This is a genomic window from Halopseudomonas formosensis (assembly GCF_900115905.1).
Taxonomy (GTDB): Bacteria; Pseudomonadota; Gammaproteobacteria; order Pseudomonadales; family Pseudomonadaceae; genus Halopseudomonas; species Halopseudomonas formosensis.
Genome location: NZ_FOYD01000003.1, coordinates 57,839 through 76,968, shown reverse-complemented (window position 1 = coordinate 76,968; position 19,130 = coordinate 57,839). Strand labels below are relative to the sequence as shown.

The following is a 19,130-nucleotide window of genomic DNA, read 5'->3' as shown; positions in this document are numbered from 1 at the left end:
GGAGTACTGACATGAACGGTCCGAGTCTCAGCTACACCGACCTCAACGCCATGGCCCAGATGAAGGCCGGCAGTCAGGCCGACAGTCCCGAGAACATGGAGCGGGTAGCCCGCCAGTTCGAGTCGCTGTTCCTCAATGTCATGCTCAAGAGCATGCGTGACGCCAACCAGGTGTTCGCCGAGGGTAACCCGCTGAACAGTCCCCAGACCCGCTTCTATCAGGACATGTACGACAATCAGATGGCGGTACACCTGGCGGAAAAACAGGGTATGGGTCTGGCGGACGTGATGCTGCGTCAGCTGCAGCCGAGCCAGGCCCGTCCGGCCCCGGCGGTCGGTGCGGTGGCGTCGGGCAGCGATGCCGGTGAGCGTGCGGACCAGTCCGCCCTGCTGGCGCGCCGCCGTCTGGCCATTCGTCTGGGTCACGGCGAGGCGACCCTGGGTGGCAGCAGTACAACCGAGGCCCCGGCAGCTGCTGCCCGAGACGCGGCTCCGGCGACCCGTACCGAACCCTCGGCCAGCTGGCAGCCCCTGCGCGGCCTGCGCGCCGCCGAGCGCAGCCAGGCGGCGCAGGCCGCTGCGCCGACCCGCTTCAACAGTCCGGAGGAATTCGCCGCGGCCATGCTGCCGATGGCGGAGAAGGCCGCTTCGCGACTGGGCGTGGACCCCCATTACCTGGTGGCTCAGGCAGCGCTGGAAACCGGTTGGGGCAAGTCCATCATCCGCAACGGCGATGGCAGCACCAGCTACAACCTGTTCGGCATCAAGAGTCACGGCCAGTGGCAGGGCAACTCGGCCGAGGTGCAGACCACGGAATACCGTGACGGGGTGCAGCGCAAGGAGCGGGCCGAGTTCCGCAGTTACGCCTCCTACGAGGAGAGCTTCAACGACTATGTGGACTTCCTGCATCGCAACGGTCGTTATTCCCGGGCGCTGCAACGCACGGACAATGGCGATACTTTCTTCCGTGAGCTGCAGGCGGCCGGTTACGCCACCGACCCTCGCTACGCCAGCAAGGTATCGCAGATCGCCCGCAAGCTGATCGGCCAGAACATTGCAGCCGCCAGCCAGGCGCCGGACAACCAGGGTAGGGTGTAAGTCATGGCAGACCTGTTCAAAATCGGCCTGAGCGGGCTGCGCGCAGCCCAGACCAACCTGTCGGTCACCGGCCAGAACATCACCAATGTCAACACGCCGGGCTACACCCGGCAGACCGCTGTTCAGACCACCGGTCCCGCCGCCTTCACCGGCGCGGGCTATCTGGGCAGTGGCACCAAGGTGGTGGATATCCAGCGTATCTACAACCAGTTCCTGACCAACCAGGTACGCACCACCACCTCGGCGGCAGCGGCGAACCAGGCCTACAACGCCCAGATTGAGGCACTGAACAACACCCTGTCGAGTACCGCATCGGGCATCACCGATGCCATGAAGAACTACTTCAATGCCCTGCAGACTGCCATCGAAGATCCCGCCAGCCTGCCTGCTCGCCAGCTGTTCCTGTCCGAGGCGCAGGGGCTGGCCGGGCGCTTCAACTCCGCCCAGGATCAGCTGTCGGCCCAGAACCGCTTCATCAACGAAGAGCTCACCTCGATAGCGCAGCAGGTGACGCGCCTGGCCAGCTCCGTGGCCGGCTACAACGACGCGATTGCCAAGGCAGCGGCCAACGGCGCCATGCCCAACGACCTGCTGGATGCCCGGGATGAAGCGATCCGCGAGCTGAGCAGCTATGTCGGCATCAATGTGGTGCCCCAGGATGACCACAGCGTCAATCTGTTCATCGGTTCCGGTCAGCCCCTGGTCATCGGCAAGGAAGCATCCAGCCTGCAGACCTTGCCGGGGCTGGATGATCCCTCGCGGCTCGAACTGCATGTGGTCAGCGGGCATACCGCCCAGAATGTGACCAGCCTGCTGAGTGGCGGGGAGCTGGGCGGGCTGCTGAGCTATCGCCGGGACGTGCTGGACATGGCGCAGAACGCCCTGGGGCGGATGTCGCTGGCATTGGCCAGCGAGTTCAATCAGCAGCTGGGCAAGGGGCTGGACCTCAACAGCGAACTTGGCCGCGGGCTGTTCAATGACATCAATGCCGATGCGCTGGTGGAGCTGCGCAGCCGCGGGCGGGATGGAAACCAGTCCACCGACCCCTTGACGGTGCATATCGGCGACACCAGCCAGCTGCAGACCTCGGATTATGAACTGACCTTCATCGGTGACACGGAATTCAGGGTGCGCCGGGTCAGTGACGGCCAGATGCTGGGGCCCTTCGATCTGAGCGTGACGGATGAGAGTGCGCCCGGTTACCCGGCCTTCGACGGACTGGATCTGAGCCAGAGCAACGGTAGCTATATCGAGGGCGACCGGTATCTGCTGACCCCGACACGCCACGCAGCGGGCAGCCTGTCGGTGGTAATGACGGATCCGCGTCAGCTGGCCTTTGCGGGACCTGTGGCAGTGGAGGCCGATCTGCAGAACCGGGGCACCGGCAGCATGACCCAGCCGGTGCTCAACAGCGGGCCCGAGCCCATGGACCTGCAGGCGTTGCAGGCGATGGGCGTGACCCTGACCTACGTCAACGGCACCCTGAGCATCGAAAGTACGGCAACCCCGCCGCGGACCATTGAAATACTGAACCCGACCGACCCGGCCAATCCCGGTGCATGGAGTCTGGAGGCAGGCGCGACCGCCGAGCTGCAGTGGAGCATAGACGGTTACAGCTTCAGCATGAGCATTTCCGGCAGACCGCTGGACGGGGACAGTTTTGCCGTCAGCTTCAACGAGGGGGGCGTGGCAGACAATCGCAACGCCTTGCTGATGTCCGAACTCCAGAGTCGCCAGGTTCTGGGGCAGGCCGACGGGGCTCGCGGCTTCTCCCTGCTGGATGGCTACGGTGATCTGGTTCAGCGGGTAGCGACACTGACCGCCCAGTCCCGTACCGAAGCCGAGGCCAATCAGGCCATGCTGGTGCAGGCGACCAATCAGCGAAACTCGATATCGGCAGTGAATCTGGACGAAGAGGCAGCCAACCTGATCCAGTTCGAGCAGTACTACAACGCCTCCGCACAGATAATTCAAGTTGCGCGCACCGTGTTCGATACATTGATCAGCACCATGCGCTGAAGGGGATAGACCGGCATGCGTATTTCTACCATTCAGGCATTCAACACCAGTGTGCGCGGCATTCAGGATAACTATTCCGCGGCCATGCGTACCCAGGAGCAGATCAGCTCCGGCAAGCGGCTGCTGAGTCCGGCGGACGACCCGGTGGCTTCCGTGCGCCTGCTGCAACTGGATCAGGAAGCCAGCAAACTGAGTCAGTACAAGGACAACCTCACGGCAGCGACCAACAGCCTCACCCAGCAGGAAGCGGTGCTGAATTCGGTGAACAATATTCTGCAGCGGGTGCGGGAAATTGCCCTGAGCGCGGGTAATGGCGCGCTGGATGCCGGCGGCCGACAGGCGCTGGCCCAGGAGCTGGCGGAACGGGAAGATGAACTCTATGGCTTGCTGAACAGCCAGAACGCGCGCGGGGAATATCTGTTCGGCGGGTTCAAGAGTGATGCCAGGCCCTTTGAACGTCAGGCCGATGGCAGCTATCGCTATCAGGGTGACGAGGGGCAGCGGTCGATCCAGATCGGCAGCTCCAGGATGGTGGCTATCAATGATAATGGCAAGGAGCTGTTTGTTGACGTGCCCAATGCCTCCCGCCTGGAGATGGCGGCGAGCTCCCGGGAGGGCTATATCGCTCAGGCCGGGGTGGTGGATGAAGCGGCCCTGTACCCGGGTGCGGGCTTCCGGGTAACCATCCATCGGGAAGCAACAGATCCATCCCTTCCGGAAGATGCAGATACCAACCCGGTTATCGACAAGTATTCGATCAGCAATGCGGACGGAAGCCCGGTTCTGGACGACAATGGCGATCCTGTCCCGGACTACACCGATGCTGACGGCAACCCGCTCAGACTGGCGCTGGAGCCCAACGCCGACGGGAATTACGACATCAGCTATGCCGGCATGGCGGTCACCTTGAGTGGAAACCTCGCCGCCGATGATCATTTCACTGTCGGCCATCGGGAAAAGCAGGGTGTGCTCGATACCGTACGCCAGCTACGCCAGGTGCTGGAAAACCCGGGGGACGCCGGCACCGACAGGCAGCGGTTGGCCGTTGCACTGTCGTTCAGCCTGCAGAACATCGACAACGCCATAGGGCAGGTCGATGGCGTGCGCACCAGCCTCGGTGCTCGTCTCAACGTGATCGAGTCGACCCAGCTGGAGAACGACGAGGCCACACTGATCAACACCCAGGTGCAATCAGGACTGAAGGATCTGGATTATGCCGAGGCCCTGAGTCGACTGAGCATGCAGAGCATAGTGCTTCAGGCGGCCCAGCAGAGCTTCGTCAAGACCAGCAATCTGAGTCTGTTCAACTTCCTGCGCTGAACTTCCCCGGCCCTGGGGTAGACTATCCCCTGACTCCAGGGCCCCGGCAGGGCTTTGATTTTCCTTAACATTAGATTATTCTAATTTAGTTTCTTGAGAAGCAGATCATGTCATTGAGTGCCGAGGACATCGAGCAGTTCGCCGAGGGGGCAGCACGTGCCGCAGCACTGCTCAAAGCGGTGGGTAATGAGCACCGCCTGCTGGTGCTGTGCCTGCTGGTCGCCCACGGTGAGCTGACCGTAGGGGAGTTGCTGCAGCGCATACCACTGAGCCAGTCGGCCCTGTCCCAGCACCTTGCGCGCATGCGGGAGGAGGGGCTGGTGGCTTTCCGGCGCGAGTCCCAGACGCTGTACTATCGCATCGCCGACCCGAGGGTCGAACGCTTGCTGGGTACCCTTAAGGAAATGTTCTGCCCCTGACACTACAGGAGGGAATGTTGATGTCTCTGAAATCCGTTTCGCCGCAGGCGGCCAGGCAATTGCTGGACGCCGGGGCTGTACTGGTGGATATCCGCGGTGCGGATGAGTATGCCCGGGAGCATATCCGTGGTGCGCGACACCTTTCGCTCGATCAGCTGAATGCTGCCGGCACCGAGCTGGTCGGCAGCAAGGCCGTCATCTTCCACTGCCGGGGCGGTCAGCGCACCCGCATGAACGAGGCCCGACTGGCGGCCTGCGTCAGCTGCGATGCCTACATGCTCGAAGGGGGCATCCAGGCCTGGAAGGCGGCCGGTCTGGAGGTGGAGCAGGATCCGACCCAACCGCTGGAGCTGCAGCGGCAGGTAATGATCGCCGCCGGCAGCCTGGTGCTGCTGGGCGTGCTGCTGGGCTACGCTCTGTCGCCCTGGTTGTTTCTGTTGTCGGGATTCGTCGGCGCCGGGCTGATCTTTGCGGGTATCAGCGGGTTCTGCGGCATGGCTCTGTTGCTGCAGCGTATGCCCTGGAACAGACGCCTCAATCAGCCCTGAGCGTGCCGCCGGGCAGCGGCTGGTCATCGGCCAGTCGCTCGAGAATCGGACAGTCCGGGCGATCATCACCCAGACAGCAGCTGGCCAGCTCCGCCAGGCTGGCGTGCATGGCCTGCAGGCCGGCGATCTTCTCCTCCAGCTCCTGCAGGTGCTGGCGGGCCAGCTGCTTGACCACGGCGCTGCTGCGTTCCCGGTCCTGCCACAGCGCGAGCAGCTGACCTATCTGCTCAATGGAAAACCCCAGACTGCGTGCCCGCTGGATGAAGCGCAGGGTATGGATATCCTGTTCATCAAACAGGCGGTAACCCGAGGCGGTACGTCGGGTATCGCGCAGCAGGCCGATCTTTTCGTAATGTCGGATCATCCGCGCTGTCAGGCCGGTCGCCGCTGCGGCCTGGCTGATGTTCATCATCTCGTCACCCCCGCTGCCGCAGGCTAACTGCGGCCATGCTGGCTCTCGGACTGGCCGCCCAGTTTCAGGCCGACCTTCTGAATCCAGCCATCTTCCATCTCGGCCACCACCCAGGTCAGCCCCTGCCAGTCAGTACTGTCACCGATGTCAGGGTAGCCATCGAACTGCCTGACAAAGAACTCGGCCAGGCTCATGCCGGCCATGTCTTCGGGCACCTCGAAATTATACACCTGGGCCACATCCTTCACCCGGGCGCCGCCGTCCAGAATGAAGTCTCCGAAGAACTGACGGTTGTTCAGGTGCTGCCGGGTGGAGGTGGTGCTGAACAGGCGTGACAGCGCCGGCAGATCCCGGCCACGTCCGACTACACAGAGAACGTCATTGAGCTCCAGTCGGGTGCTGCCGGAGGGGTGAAGCAGTTTTCGCTGGCGAAACACCGCTGCAATACGGGTATCAGGCGGCATCTTCAGCGAGCGCAGCTGGGTCCCCACGCACCAGTTGGCCTGGGACAGCTGGTAGACCATGAGTTCATAGTCGCTTTCCACAATGACGTCCAGACTGGTGCGGTACAGCGGTTCGGGCGTCGGGGGTATTTCCACCTTGCACAGCCGAGCGGCCAGCGGCAGGCTGGCGCCCTGCAGCAGGAGTGACAGCAACACCACGATGAAGGCAGCGTTGAACAGCAGCTGGGCCTGTTCCAGTCCGGCTACCAGCGGAAAGATCGCCAGCATCACCGGAACCGCGCCCCGCAGCCCCACCCAGCTGATGAACAGGCGCTCCATGGTGGAGAACCGGAAGGGGGCCAGGCACACCAGAACCGCCACCGGTCGTGCCACCAGCATGAGAAAGACAGCCACGGCCAGCGCCGGCAGGGCTACATCCAGCATGGCCGAAGGGCTGACCAGCAGACCGAGCATCAGGAACAGGCCGATCTGGCTCAGCCAGGCCATGCCGTCCTGCATGTGCAGGATGTTCTGCAGGCTGCGCAGGCGCTTGTTGCCCAGCACCAGGCCGGTGATGAAGATGGCCAGAAAGCCGCTGCCGCCGAGGATGTTGGTCAAGGCGAAAACCAGCACCGCACTACTGGTGATCAACAGGGGGTAGAGGCCGCCCTCCAGGGTCAGTCGATTCACCAGCCAGACGATGCCCAGGCCTCCGACCAGCCCACAGAGTCCGCCTATGCCGAACTGCTGGACCAGCAGACCGAGGAACGACCAACTGAAGGAAGTCTGACCACTGGCGACCATTTCCACCAGGGTAATGGTCAGGAAGATCGCCATGGGGTCGTTGGAGGCCGATTCCATCTCCAGGGTGGCGCTGACCCGGCGCTTGAGATTCAGCCCCTTGCCCTGCAACAGGGAGAACACCGCAGCAGCATCGGTGGAGCCGACGATGGAGCCCAGCAGCAGGCCTTCCAGCCAGTGCAGGCCAAGCAGCCAGGTGGCCGCCAGGCCGGTGAGCAGGGCACTGACCAGAACGCCGAAACTGGCCAGGGTCAGGGAAGGCCAGAGCGCTACCTTGAAATTCTCGGCGCGGGTACGCATGCCCCCATCCAGCAATATGACCGCCAGCGCCAGGCTGCCGAGGACATAGACGGTATCCACGTTGTCGAAGGCAATGCCGCCAGGGCCTTCCTCGCCGGCCAGCATGCCGATCACCAGGAACAGCAGAAGCAGGGGAATGCCCAGGCGGGAGGACATGGAACTGGCCAGAATGCTGATGGACAGCAGACCGGCGCAGATCACGAAGAGGGTATTCATTACATCCATGGATCAAAGCTCTGAGCGGCCGGGAGCCCATCCTACCATCACTGCCGCGGCGATAGGGGGCGTCCCCGCTTGGTTTGGCGCAGCGGCTCCAGCAGAGCCGAAAGGCCGTTGTGATCAATCTCCTGCATCAGTTGCAGCAGGCGGCCGATCTCGCCGGCGGGGAAGCCTTCGCGGGCAAACCAGTTCAGATAGTGGCCGGGCAGGTCGGCGATCAGCCGCCCCTTGTATTTGCCGAAGGGCATCTGGCGGGTAACCAGCAGTTGCAGATCTTCAGGTTGCATGAAGGGTCTCTTGCAGGTGGTACCGGGACAGTATACCGACGCCGGCCGGCCAGCGCTCGTCGGCAGGGGGATGGCCGATCCCGCACATGCCGGTTTGGTTGCAGGAGAAGAATCGGCTTGTAACTTGCGGGCAAGCCGTTACAATAGCGCGGCCCGCATCAGTCGGGTTCGTTATGGCGACCCTGTCGGTCCCCTCGCAACGATTCGCCGTGAACCCGGTCAGGCCCGGAAGGGAGCAGCCGTAGCGGTACCGTCGTGTGCCGGGGTGTGGCTGGCAGGGTTGCCACCCTTGTTTCCCCCCCCCTGTTGTTTTTTCCCAAGCCATCCCTTCTTCGATTCTGCCCTGCACCCAGCCGGTCACAGGCCATTCTGCATCTTTCGATTGTGATGATACATTCCTGGTGTTTGCACAATGGTGCTCCGGCATTCAGAATCATCCTGCTGGAAGACTCCAGCCGAATAACAACAAGAAGAGGGCATTTTCATGAGAAGTACCGCATACCTGCGTGGCGCCGGACTCATTCTGGGTCTTGGCATGGCAACGCTGCTGGCCGGCTGCCTGAGTGGTTCCGGCTCCAGTTCGGGGAGTGGACTGCTGCCTGGGCCGTCCATGCCGGACATACCCGAGGAGCGGGTTCTGCCATTGATCTTCGTGCATGGTACCGCCGGCTCGGCATCCCAGTACCAGACCCAGGCCATGCGCTTTTCCAGCAACGGTTATCCTGACGATCACGTTCTGGCCTTCGAGTACAGCACTGCAGGTATCGGCGAGGTGACGCGGGCGCTGACCGGTGAACTGAGTCCGGATCTGGACGCCTTCATCGACCAGGTGCTGAGTGATCTGGACGCTGACCAGGTCTATCTCGCCTGTCACTCGCTCGGTACTGCGGTATGTGGCTACTACCTGACTGATCCCGCGCGCGCCGCCAAGGTCGCTGGCTATGTCGCCATTGATGGCGCCACCGGCGAGAACTGCCCCGGTAACTCCAACTGCATGGGCATCTTTGTCAGCGAGGAGCGGAGCCTGGGCTCCAACAATGCCTACTTCCCGGATGAGACCCACGTTCAGGTGGCAACATCGGAAGCCTCCTTCGCTGCCCAGTTCGAATTCTTCACCGGGGTCGAGCCCGAGCGCGTGCGCATTCTGCCCGCCCGCGGTGATGTGAATATTTCCGGACGGGCGGTCTACTTCCCGGCCAACAGCGGTGCCGCCGGTACTGAGCTGCAGATCTGGGAAGTGGACGCGGATACCGGGGAGCGGCTGGGCGACAGTTCGCTGGCCAACTTCAATATAGGCACCGACGGTCGCTGGGGACCGGTCCGTCTCGACCCGGAGGCGCACTATGAATTCCTGCTGCTGCGCCCGGGCAGGGCCGATCATCACTTCTACCGCCAGCCGCTGATCCGTGACAGTCATCTGGTGCGGCTCAATACCTCGCCGGCGGGGTCCGAGATCGAGCTCAATACCCATGTCAGCGATGACCATGCCGCGCTGGTCATCAGTCGGGACATGGAATGGTGGGGCGACCGGGGTGCGGACAATGATGTGCTGGAAATCTCCACCACCAGCGCCTCCGGCGATCAGGCCGCCGTGGATATCATCAGCAGTGCCATGGGCAGCGCCAATATCGGCATCCATGTGCATGATGATGAGGCCACACCGCTGCTGACCAGTGGCGAGCCGCTGCCGTACTTCCCGGACCAGCCGTTCCAGTGGGGTGTGGATGTCTACATGCCCGCCGCTGAGCCGCCGGATGGCACCATCTCGATTGTCAGCTCGCCCCGCGGCGACACGGCCAATCAGCAGATACTGAACGTGCCCAATTGGGCCTCCTCGGGTCACCGCATATCGTTGATCTTCAACGACTACCAGCAGGACTGAGCGGGTCGGGGCCCGGTGGCGTGCATCTCGCCTTCACCGGGCCCTTTAAGGTACAGTAGCTGCCTATAGTTGACACCGGATAGCAGCCCATACGATGAGTTACCAGGTATTAGCCCGCAAATGGCGTCCGCGCCTGTTCCGTGAAATGGTCGGCCAGACCCACGTGTTGCAGGCGTTGATCAATGCCCTGGACCACAACCGGCTGCACCATGCCTATCTGTTCACCGGTACCCGTGGGGTGGGCAAGACCACCATAGCGCGGATTCTGGCCAAGTGCCTGAACTGCGAGGCGGGGGTCAGTTCCGAGCCATGCGGGGTCTGCTCGGCCTGCCGGGAAATCGACGAGGGGCGCTTCGTTGACCTGATCGAGGTCGACGCCGCGAGCCGTACCAAGGTCGAGGACACCCGCGAGCTGCTGGACAACGTGCAGTACGCGCCGTCCCGCGGTCGTTTCAAGGTCTACCTCATCGACGAAGTGCACATGCTCTCCGGGCACAGTTTCAATGCCCTGCTCAAGACCCTGGAGGAGCCGCCGGCACACGTGAAGTTCCTGCTGGCCACCACGGACCCGCAGAAGCTGCCGGTCACCATTCTGTCGCGCTGTCTGCAGTTTTCCCTGAAGAACATGCTGCCCGAACGGGTGGTCGAACATCTGCGCCATGTGCTGGCCGAAGAACAGGTACCCTTCGACGAGGAGTCCCTGTGGCTGCTCGGCCGGGCCGCTGACGGCTCCATGCGTGATGGCCTGAGCCTGACCGATCAGGCCATCGCCTTCGGTAACGGCCAGCTGCGGGCGGCAGAAGTGCGCGCCATGCTCGGGACCATCGATCAGGGGCAGGTATTCGATCTGCTCAACGCCCTGGTGGCCAATGATGCCCCCGGGCTGCTGGCCGCAGTGGCCGAGCTGGCGGAGCAGGGCGCGGACTTCGCCGGCGTGCTGGCCGAACTCATCACCACCCTGCAGCGTGTTGCCGTGGCCCAGGTTCTGCCCGAGGCGGCGGACAACAGCCTGGGCGATCAGCAGCGGGTACTCGAGCTGGCGGGTCGCGTCAGTGCCGAGGACGTTCAGCTGTTCTATCAGCTGGCGTTGCACGGGCGCCGGGACCTGCCGTTGGCACCGGACCCCCGTGGCGGCTTCGAGATGGCGCTGCTGCGCATGCTGGCGTTCCGCCCCGGCACCCTGACCCATACCGGGCCGACTGCTCCAGCGACGGAGCTGTCCCGGCAGGCATCTGCGGTACCGCGCTCCCAGACGGCAACCCCGGCCCCCCCGCCGCAGCCCGATCCGGAACCGGTGTCGGGAAAGTCGACGGGAGTCAGCCAGGCCAGGCCTGATTCCGATACACAGCGGCCAGCAGCACAACCGGTGGCTGCCCCTGCTGTTGTCGCGGCGCCAGCGATCACCGAGGCTTGCGTTGATGCAGCCACGGTCACCGACGTGCCGGCGCCTGGCGAAACCCGGTCGGGCATACAGCAGTCTGGCCAATCCGAGGAGCCTCCCGCCTGGTTGCAGGAGGCGCCGCCGGATGACGACTTCGAGGCCGAGAGCGAAGATCAGGACGTTGATGTCAGCCAGTACATGGATGGCTGGGAGCCGGCAGAGCCCGCAGCCCCTGTGGCCGATACAGCGGATGAAACCAGCGATCTGCCCCCTGCCACCGGGCTGGCAGCCCGCTGGCTGGATATCTACCCCGATCTCGGCGTGGCGGGCCTGACCCAGAGCATTGCCGCGCATTGCCAGCTGGTCGCCGTCGAAGGGGATCACTGGCGTCTGCACCTGGACCCCGGTCACAGCGCCCTGTACAACGAGAACCATCGTCTGCGGCTGCAGAATGCCCTTGTCGAGCTGGAAGGGCGTCCGCTCACCCTTGAGGTGCTGGTAAAGGCACCCGATCAGGAAACCCCCGCGGTGGCAGCGGCACGCCGTCGGGCGGCGCGCCAGCGGCAGGCCGAGGAGAGCATCCAGGCCGACCCGCTGGTACAGGCTCTGATCACCGATTTCTCTGCGCAGGTCTACCCTGACAGTATTCGCCCGATAGACGCGTAATCAAATCCATACCGAGGATACCGACATGATGAAAGGTGGCATGGCTGGCCTGATGAAGCAGGCCCAACAGATGCAGGAAAAGATGCAGAAGATGCAGGAAGAACTGGCCAACGCGGAAGTCACCGGCCAGTCCGGCGCCGGCCTGGTGTCAGTGGTGATGACCGGTCGCCACGACGTGCGCCGGGTCACCATCGATGAAAGCCTGCTGACCGAGGACAAGGAAGTGCTCGAGGATCTGATTGCTGCAGCGGTCAACGACGCCGTGCGCAAGGTGGAGAAGAACAGTCAGGAGAAGATGGCCGGCATGACCGCCGGACTGAACCTGCCTGACGGCTTCAAGATGCCCTTCTGAGCAGGCTAACCGAGCAATGAGTTTCAGCCCGCTGATCCGTCAGTTGATCGACGCCCTGAGGGGCCTGCCCGGGGTAGGTCCCAAAACCGCACAACGCATGGCGCTGCACCTGCTTGAACGCAACCGCGAGGCGGGGCGGCAGCTGGCCCATGCACTGGAAGCGGCGATGGATGGGGTGGGTTACTGCTCGCGCTGCCGCACCCTGAGCGAGACCGAGATCTGCGAGCTTTGCCGTGATCCGCGTCGGGATGACAGTCTGCTGTGCGTGCTGCAGAGCCCGGCGGATGTCTGGGCGGTGGAGATGGCCGGCAGTTTCCGCGGGCGCTACTTTGTGCTCAAGGGGCACCTGTCGCCGATCGACGGCCTCGGCCCCGAAGAGATAGGCGTGCCGGCGCTGCTGGAGCGGGTGCAGGGCAGTGAAGTGGCGGAGGTGATTCTGGCGACCAACCCTACGGTCGAGGGTGAGGCCACTGCACACTATGTCGCCGGGCTGCTCAAGCCGCTGGGTATCAGCGTATCGCGGATAGCCCATGGGGTGCCCCTGGGTGGTGAGCTCGAATTCATTGATGGCGGCACCCTGGCCCATGCCCTGGCCGGGCGCACCCGGATCGACTGATCAGGTGAAACGGCGGTGGCCCGGACGGGCATCACCGCTCAGATCTGCAAACGGAACCCCAGCTGGTCAGCTGGGGTTTTTCTCCTTCAGTTCCTTGATCACGCGGTCGTAGGCTTCGCAGGCCCCATGATCACTGCGGGTCGGATCGCGCTGTTGCAGCTCGATCAGCTGATTGTGCAGGCGTTCTGCCTTAGCGGCATCCCCGGCGGCAATCTCATTGATGGTGATGGCGGTTTCTTCCGCCTTCTTCAGGGCTTCTTCCGGGGTGCAGACATAGGGCGGTGTGTCAGTGGTCTCGACGCTTTCTGCCGATACCAGTGTGGCGAAGCCCAGCAGGGCAACAAGAATCAGGGGAGAACGCAGTTTCATCATTTACCTCATCGGACCCGCGTGGGTATAAGGCCATCTATATTAGTCCCTTGTCCGCCGTACTCCAAGCATCTCGGTCCGGGTGCGTCACCCGGTAGCAGGTGGGACTCAGAGCGTTTCCCGCAGTTCGCGCAGCAGTTCCGGCGGGACATCCCGGCGGTGGGCGAGGCTGGTATCACCGGTCTCGGGATGGAATACGATCAGCACTTCGCTGCGTTCGATCTGCCGGCGCAGGCGCTCGACCCGCTGCTGCAGGGTGGCCTCGTAACCGTTGTCGGTGCCGTCGCGGGTGACGAAGTCCTCCAGCAGGCGCTGCAGGGTTTCGGGGTCGAGCAGGGTGTGGGGTATCAGCATGGTGTCTACTTCCCGGATGACGGACTGAACAGGGGGAACCCACGGGCGGGGCTACGCGTCAATGATACACTGTCGGCTTTTCCATGCCTTTGCGGTGCCCATGCTAACTGATCCCCTGTTCTATCTCTGCGCCATCCCCGCCGTGCTGCTCTACGGCATAGCCAAGGGTGGTTTCGGCGGCAATATCGCCATACTTTCGGTACCGCTGATGACCCTGGTCATGCCGCCCCAGCAGGCGGCGGCGATACTGCTGCCGATACTCTGCACCATGGACCTGGTGGCACTGCGGACCTTCCGCGGGCGCTGGAGTCTGCCCAATCTGCGCATCATAGTGCCGGCGGCGCTGGTCGGCACGGTGCTGGCCTGGGTGGGCTTTCGCTGGATGAGCGAGGCGCATATCCAGCTGATGATCGGCATTATCGCGCTGGTCTTCACCCTGAATATCTGGCTGCGTCGGGGCGAGCCGCCGACCCGGGGAGTGAGCCGCTGGCGCGGCGGCTTCTGGGGTACCATCGCCGGTTTTACCAGCTTCAGCATCCACGCGGGCGGGCCGCCGATCAACGTCTATCTGCTGCCGCAGAAGCTGGACAAGACCCTGTTGATGGGCACCATCGCGGTCTTCTTCGCCGTGGTCAACTTCGCCAAGATTCCCTTCTACATCCAGCTGGGGCTGTTCGACACCAGCAACCTGCTGACTGCCCTGGTGCTGCTGCCGCTGGCCCCGATCGGCATTCGTCTGGGGTTCTGGATGCTGCAGCGCACCAATCAGGAACTGATCTACCAACTGTGCTACGTCTTCCTGTTCTTCACCGGCTGCAAGCTGCTGTACGACGGGATCACCAATCTGCTGGCCTGAGTTCAGCGGCCCCGGATCAGCCGGCGCAGCATGAAACGCGTCGGATGTACCGCTGCCACCACATCTGCGGGCAGGGGCAGTGGCTCGTCGTTCAGCCAGGCGGCGATCAGCTCGCCACTCAGCGGGCAGCTGATCATGCCTCGCGAGCCGTGACCGGCGTTGATGTAGAGCCCCGGATACCAGGGGGCCGGCGCGGTCGGCTGGCGCGAGGCATCCTTGGCCAGCTCTGCGTAGCGCTCGCGGAAGGCCTGGGCATCCACCACCGGGCCTATCAGTGGCAGGTAGTCCGGTGAAGTGCAGCGCAGGGCGGCGCGTGCCGGCAACCGGTCGGCGTCCAGCGTCTCGAGCTGCAGGTGTCCGGCAAGCTCCGGCGACAGCTGGCCGATCAGCTGCAGGTTGTTGTGGTTCTCCTCGCTGCTCGGCTCAGTATCCAGGCGATCGAAACGGAAGCTGGCACCCACATGGTGTTCGTCATGACGCGCCGGCGAGATATAGCCTTCGGCGCAGAGCACCGTCTTCAGTGTCTTGCTGCTGCTGGTGGCCGGCAACTGGGTGACCTGGCCGCGGATGGGCTTGAGTGGCAGTTCGGCGGTCTGGGCAAAGCGCTGGCTGTCGTTGGCCGAGCAGATAACGGCGACGCTGGCCCGGGCCAGTGACCGCCCCTTTTCATCCAGTGCCTGCCATTCGCCGTCCCGGTGTTGCAGAGACATGGCTTCGCTGTGGGTGAGCAGACGAATGTTGCCGTGCTGCAGCATGGCCCGGCACAGACTCGGTGGGTGCACCCAGCCGGCGCCGGGGAAGAACAGCCCCGGTCGATTTACTGCCACGCCCGCCAGCGTGCTGGCCCGGTCGGCATCCACCGCACACAGGAAGCTCTCCGGATAACCCTGTTCCGCAAGGGCCAGCTGCCGTTGACGCTCCCGGTCATCGGTGCACAGCTGCAGTACGCCGCAGGCCTGCCAGCTGTCCTGGCCCTGCGGCAGGATCTGATGCAGCAGGCGCAGGCCGAAGGCATAGCTGGCCTGAACGTAGCGCGACAGGGGCGTCTGATGAGCCGAGAGCTTGCAGTAGAGAATGCCCTGAGTATTGCCGGAGGCTTCGGCTGCGGCCCGGTCATGCCGTTCTATCAGGGTCACCTGCCAGCCGCGTCGTGCCAGGGCCAGGGCGGTAGCGCAGCCGGCCAGTCCAGCGCCTACGATCAGCGCGCTGCGCTCGCCGGCCGGCGACCCGGGGCGGGCCAGCCAGGGGGCGCTCCAGGCAGCGGCGCCGGCGCCGGCGCCGGCCAGGGTGCCGCAGAGCATTTCCCGCTTGCGCCCGTAACCCTTGACCTTGCGCATCTCGAAGCCGACCGCCTGCAGGCCGCGGCGGACCTCGCCGACGCTGGTGAAGGTGGCCAGGGTGGCGGCGGGGGCAGATAGCCGGGCAAGCTGGGCGTAGAGTGCCGGCTGCCACATGTCCGGGTTCCTGGCTGGAGCGAACCCGTCCAGGAACCAGGCATCGACTCGGGCATCCAGCTGGGGCAGGGTATCCAGGACGTCGCCGATCAGCAGGGTCAGGGTGACCCGTCCATCTGCCAGATTGAAGTGCTGCCAGCCGGGCGCCAGGTCGCTGTACTGGGCCAGCAGCTGGTCGGCCCAGGGAGTCAGCTCCGTCCAGAGTGCCAGGGCACGCTGCAGATCCTCGCGGCGGAGGGGATATTTTTCGCAGCTGACGAAATGCAGCCGGGCATCCGCCGGTGCCAGCTCGTCCCAGAGTTGCCAGGCGCAGAGAAAGTTCAGGCCGGTACCGAAGCCGGTTTCACCGATGCAGAATCGGGTTCCTGGGGGCAGGTTGCGCCAGCGTCGGGACAGATCATTGTGCTGCAGGAACACATGGCGGGTTTCCGCCAGCCCGGACTCCCGGGAGAAGTACACATCATCGAAGCGGGTGGAAAAGGGCTGACCGTCTTCCGACCAGCTCAACTGGGCAAAGGGGGGCGTATTCACGGTTACTCCGGCGCACACTGGGGCGCGCCATTGTAACCGGAAAAGCCTCAGCCCATATTGGGCAGGATCAGCAGCAACCAGGTCGCCAGAAAGATCAGCGCAACGCTCGGCAATTTCGCCTGAATGGAATATTTCATGGACACACCTTTTATTGTTCTGATCGCAGGCCCGGTACGGACGAATCCAGTCAATCCGCAGGGGGCGAGCATGGGTCCGACTATCCGTTGTGCGCGTTTTCCTCACAACGTCCATTTGTAGTATCGCCCGCTTTTCATACTATTCCAGAAGCCGGCGAGCGTCTTTTAGACCATTTGGCTACATGACCGAAGGCGCTTGTCGCGAAGCGACTGATACTTCCGCGGCTGTTAAGTCCTTGCCCCGGACCTTACAATGGACGCTGCCTTTCCTCTTCGAATCGAGAAATCCCCATGCATGTCACATCCGGTCGCTGGTTGTACGGATTCCTGTTGGCGTTGACCACCACGCTGCTCTGGGGCGTGCTGCCGATCATGCTCAAGCAGGTGCTGCAGGGCATGGATGCAGCGACTGTCTCCTGGTATCGCATGCTGTCCTCGGGGGTGGTGCTGCTGATCTGGCTCGGCGTCCGTGGCCAGCTGCCATCCCTGCGGTCGCTGTCCCCGGCAAACCGCTGGTTGCTGGCGGTCGCGGTGCTGGGGCTGGGCTGCAACTATGTGCTTTATGTTCAGGGGCTGGATCGCCTGACCCCCGGCACCATGCAGCTGATGATCCAGTTGGCGCCCATCATGCTGATGTTCGGCAGCATGCTGGTATTCGGAGAGCGCTTCGGTATCGGGCAACTGGCGGGTCTGGCAATACTGCTGCTGGGCTTCGTGCTGTTCTTCAATCAGCGGCTGGAGGAGCTCTTCACCCAGCTCACCGACTACACCCTCGGCATTCTCATTACCCTGGCGGCGGCCTTCGCCTGGGCGTTGTACGGGCTGGCCCAGAAGCAGCTGCTGACCGTCTGGTCGTCGGTCAGCATCATGCTGGTGATCTATCTGGCCTGCGCGGTACTGATGCTGCCGCTGGTGACACCCAGCCAGATCCTGCAGCTCGACGCGCTGCAGTTGTGGATGCTGCTGGGCTGCTGCCTGAACACCCTGGTGGCCTACGGCGCCTTTGCCGAAGCACTGGTGCACTGGGAAGCCTCCCGGGTCGGCGCCACCGTGGCCACCACGCCATTGTTCACCTTCGCCCTGGTTGGCCTGGGCTCCGCACTCTGGCCTACCGTTATCCAGCCCGAGCTGCTCAACAGCCTGGCCTATCTGGGGGCCCTGCTGGTGGTGTCGGGCTCGGCGCTCATCGCCCTGGCGCCGACCCTGCTGCACCAGTGGCGGACCCGGCGCCTGCGGCAAGGGGTCAATCGCTGAGCGGGGCCGGGTTGCCGAGCATGGATTCGGGGCGTACGGCCTGATCGAAGCCGGCTGCATCCAGATAGCCCAGCGCCAGGGCTGCCTCGCGCAGGGACAGTCCCTCGGCATAGGCCTTCTTGGCGATCTCCGCCGCCCGGTCGTAGCCGATGACCGGATTCAGGGCCGTCACCAGCATCAGACTGTTGTCCAGGTGTTCACGCATGCGTTGGGCATCGGGCTGCAGCCCCTGCACGCAGTGCTCGCGGAAGCTCCGGCAACCATCGGCCAGCAGCCGCACGGACTGCAGCAGGGTATGTATGATGACCGGCTTGTACACATTCAGCTGCAGCTGGCCCTGGCTGGCCGCCACCCCCAGGCTGACATCATTGCCCAGCACCTGACAGGCGATCATCGACAGGGCCTCGCACTGGGTGGGATTGACCTTGCCCGGCATGATCGAGCTGCCCGGCTCGTTGGCCGGCAGGCGCACTTCAGCCAGTCCGGCGCGCGGGCCGCTGCCGAGCAGGCGCAGGTCATTGGCCAGCTTCATCAGGGTGACCGCCAGTTGACGACAGGCTCCATGCAGCTGGACCAGCGGCTCATGCCCACTGAGCGCGGCGAACTTGTTGCTCGCCGAGGTGAAGGGCAGGCCGGTCAGCGCCCTGAGCTTATCCGCCAGCCGTTCGGCAAAACCGGCGGGGGTGTTGAGGCCGGTTCCCACCGCTGTACCGCCCTGGGCCAGGGCGCAGACCGCCGGCAGCGCCTGGCGCAGCGCGGCGATGCCCATGTCCAGCTGTGCGACAAAGGCCGACAGCTCCTGGCCGAAGGTCACCGGGGTGGCGTCCATCAGGTGGGTACGACCGATCTTGATCAGCTGCGCGTGGCGACGAGCCTGCGCCTCGAGGCTGTCGCGCAGTTCACTGACGGCAGGCAACAACTGCTGGTCTACCTGAATCACCGCCGCTACATGCATGGCGCTGGGGAAGGTATCGTTGGAACTCTGTGAACGGTTGACGTGGTCATTGGGATGTACCGGCGTCTTGCCCCCCAGGGGCTGGCCGGCCAGTTCGTTGGCACGGTTGGCCAGTACCTCGTTGACGTTCATGTTGCTCTGGGTGCCGCTGCCGGTCTGCCATACCGCGAGGGGAAAGTGTTCGTCGAGATGGCCGGTCAACACCTCATCCGCGGCCCGGGTGATGAGTTCCACGAGGGCACTGTCCAGATTGCCGAGCTCGCCGTTGGTCAGGGCGGCGGCCTTCTTGATCAGCGCCAGGGCATGCACGACCGGGAGCGGCATACGCTCTTCGCCGATCGCAAAATGCTGCAGCGAGCGCTGGGTCTGGGCGCCCCAGTAGCGATCTGCCGGGACTTCGATGTTGCCCATGCTGTCTGATTCGATACGTGTCTTCATCGTGTTGGCCTGTAACTGGA

Annotated in this window: 18 protein-coding genes and 1 other RNA gene; 12 read left to right on the top strand and 7 right to left on the bottom strand. The window is 63.7% G+C overall.

Annotated features, from left to right (window positions below; translation table 11 throughout):
• The first annotated feature begins 11 nt into the window (after positions 1-11).
• From flgJ to BM046_RS05660, 5 genes are all read left to right on the top strand, one after another.
• Entirely contained in the window at positions 12-1,097 is a 1,086-nt protein-coding gene (gene flgJ, locus BM046_RS05680; protein ID WP_090537891.1) for a flagellar assembly peptidoglycan hydrolase FlgJ, read from the top strand.
• A 3-nt stretch (positions 1,098-1,100) separates the two neighbouring features.
• The gene (gene flgK / locus BM046_RS05675) at positions 1,101-3,116 is read left to right on the top strand and encodes a flagellar hook-associated protein FlgK (protein WP_090537889.1); all 2,016 of its coding nucleotides are present in this window, start codon (positions 1,101-1,103) and stop codon (positions 3,114-3,116) included.
• A gap of 15 nt (positions 3,117-3,131) precedes the next feature.
• Positions 3,132-4,436, top strand: coding sequence for a flagellar hook-associated protein FlgL (gene flgL, locus BM046_RS05670; RefSeq protein ID WP_090537887.1), 1,305 nt, complete (start codon positions 3,132-3,134; stop codon positions 4,434-4,436).
• 107 nt (positions 4,437-4,543) lie between these two features.
• Entirely contained in the window at positions 4,544-4,855 is a 312-nt protein-coding gene (locus BM046_RS05665) for an ArsR/SmtB family transcription factor (RefSeq protein ID WP_090537885.1), read from the top strand.
• A 20-nt stretch (positions 4,856-4,875) separates the two neighbouring features.
• Positions 4,876-5,403 carry a rhodanese family protein gene (locus tag BM046_RS05660; RefSeq protein WP_090537883.1) on the top strand — a complete coding sequence of 176 codons (528 nt, stop codon included), beginning with the start codon at positions 4,876-4,878 and terminating at the stop codon, positions 5,401-5,403.
• Here BM046_RS05660 and cueR read toward each other — a convergent pair.
• Genes cueR through BM046_RS05645 form a run of 3 tightly spaced genes read right to left on the bottom strand, consistent with a single transcriptional unit; the run spans position 5,390 to position 7,865 of the window.
• Positions 5,390-5,812 (bottom strand): Cu(I)-responsive transcriptional regulator, encoded by a 423-nt coding sequence (gene cueR, locus BM046_RS05655; RefSeq protein WP_090538413.1) that lies wholly within the window; start codon positions 5,810-5,812, stop codon positions 5,390-5,392. The genes BM046_RS05660 and cueR overlap by 14 nt on opposite strands.
• 26 nt (positions 5,813-5,838) lie before the next feature.
• Positions 5,839-7,584, bottom strand: coding sequence for a potassium/proton antiporter (locus tag BM046_RS05650; RefSeq protein ID WP_090537881.1), 1,746 nt, complete (start codon positions 7,582-7,584; stop codon positions 5,839-5,841).
• A 38-nt stretch (positions 7,585-7,622) separates the two neighbouring features.
• Positions 7,623-7,865, bottom strand: a complete 243-nt coding sequence (locus BM046_RS05645; RefSeq protein ID WP_090537879.1) for a DUF3820 family protein — start codon at positions 7,863-7,865, stop codon at positions 7,623-7,625.
• Between the two features lie 183 nt (positions 7,866-8,048).
• Here BM046_RS05645 and ffs point away from each other — a divergent pair.
• The 5 genes from ffs to recR all read left to right on the top strand — a co-directional run bounded on the left by ffs (position 8,049) and on the right by recR (position 12,762).
• Positions 8,049-8,145, top strand: an RNA gene (gene ffs, locus BM046_RS05640) — signal recognition particle sRNA small type.
• Between the two features lie 204 nt (positions 8,146-8,349).
• On the top strand, positions 8,350-9,747 hold the full coding sequence (locus BM046_RS05635) for an alpha/beta fold hydrolase (RefSeq protein ID WP_090537877.1): 1,398 nt from the start codon (positions 8,350-8,352) through the stop codon (positions 9,745-9,747).
• Between the two features lie 94 nt (positions 9,748-9,841).
• Positions 9,842-11,794: a DNA polymerase III subunit gamma/tau gene (gene dnaX / locus BM046_RS05630; protein ID WP_090537874.1), complete on the top strand. Its 1,953-nt coding sequence runs from the start codon at positions 9,842-9,844 to the stop codon at positions 11,792-11,794.
• Between the two features lie 25 nt (positions 11,795-11,819).
• On the top strand, positions 11,820-12,146 hold the full coding sequence (locus BM046_RS05625; RefSeq protein WP_090537872.1) for a YbaB/EbfC family nucleoid-associated protein: 327 nt from the start codon (positions 11,820-11,822) through the stop codon (positions 12,144-12,146).
• Between the two features lie 16 nt (positions 12,147-12,162).
• Positions 12,163-12,762 carry a recombination mediator RecR gene (gene recR, locus BM046_RS05620; RefSeq protein WP_090537870.1) on the top strand — a complete coding sequence of 200 codons (600 nt, stop codon included), beginning with the start codon at positions 12,163-12,165 and terminating at the stop codon, positions 12,760-12,762.
• Between the two features lie 66 nt (positions 12,763-12,828).
• Here recR and BM046_RS05615 read toward each other — a convergent pair whose 3' ends face one another.
• Both BM046_RS05615 and BM046_RS05610 read right to left on the bottom strand, forming a co-directional pair.
• The gene (locus tag BM046_RS05615; RefSeq protein WP_090537869.1) at positions 12,829-13,131 is read right to left on the bottom strand and encodes a hypothetical protein; all 303 of its coding nucleotides are present in this window, start codon (positions 13,129-13,131) and stop codon (positions 12,829-12,831) included.
• A 108-nt stretch (positions 13,132-13,239) separates the two neighbouring features.
• On the bottom strand, positions 13,240-13,485 hold the full coding sequence (locus BM046_RS05610; RefSeq protein WP_090537867.1) for a YheU family protein: 246 nt from the start codon (positions 13,483-13,485) through the stop codon (positions 13,240-13,242).
• A gap of 100 nt (positions 13,486-13,585) precedes the next feature.
• Between BM046_RS05610 and BM046_RS05605 the strand changes: the two genes are divergently transcribed.
• Positions 13,586-14,341 (top strand): sulfite exporter TauE/SafE family protein, encoded by a 756-nt coding sequence (locus BM046_RS05605; protein ID WP_090537865.1) that lies wholly within the window; start codon positions 13,586-13,588, stop codon positions 14,339-14,341.
• Positions 14,342-14,343: 2 nt separating this feature from the next.
• On the opposite strand, the gene mnmC is transcribed toward BM046_RS05605, so the two are convergent.
• Entirely contained in the window at positions 14,344-16,326 is a 1,983-nt protein-coding gene (gene mnmC, locus BM046_RS05600) for a bifunctional tRNA (5-methylaminomethyl-2-thiouridine)(34)-methyltransferase MnmC2/FAD-dependent 5-carboxymethylaminomethyl-2-thiouridine(34) oxidoreductase MnmC1 (RefSeq protein ID WP_090537863.1), read from the bottom strand.
• A 428-nt stretch (positions 16,327-16,754) separates the two neighbouring features.
• Between mnmC and BM046_RS05595 the strand changes: the two genes are divergently transcribed.
• A complete protein-coding gene (locus BM046_RS05595) occupies positions 16,755-17,717 on the top strand; it encodes a DMT family transporter (RefSeq protein ID WP_090537861.1) in 963 nt (320 codons plus the stop codon).
• Here BM046_RS05595 and fumC read toward each other — a convergent pair.
• Positions 17,707-19,110, bottom strand: a complete 1,404-nt coding sequence (fumC, locus tag BM046_RS05590; RefSeq protein WP_090538412.1) for a class II fumarate hydratase — start codon at positions 19,108-19,110, stop codon at positions 17,707-17,709. The genes BM046_RS05595 and fumC overlap by 11 nt on opposite strands.
• Between the last annotated feature and the right edge of the window lie 20 nt (positions 19,111-19,130).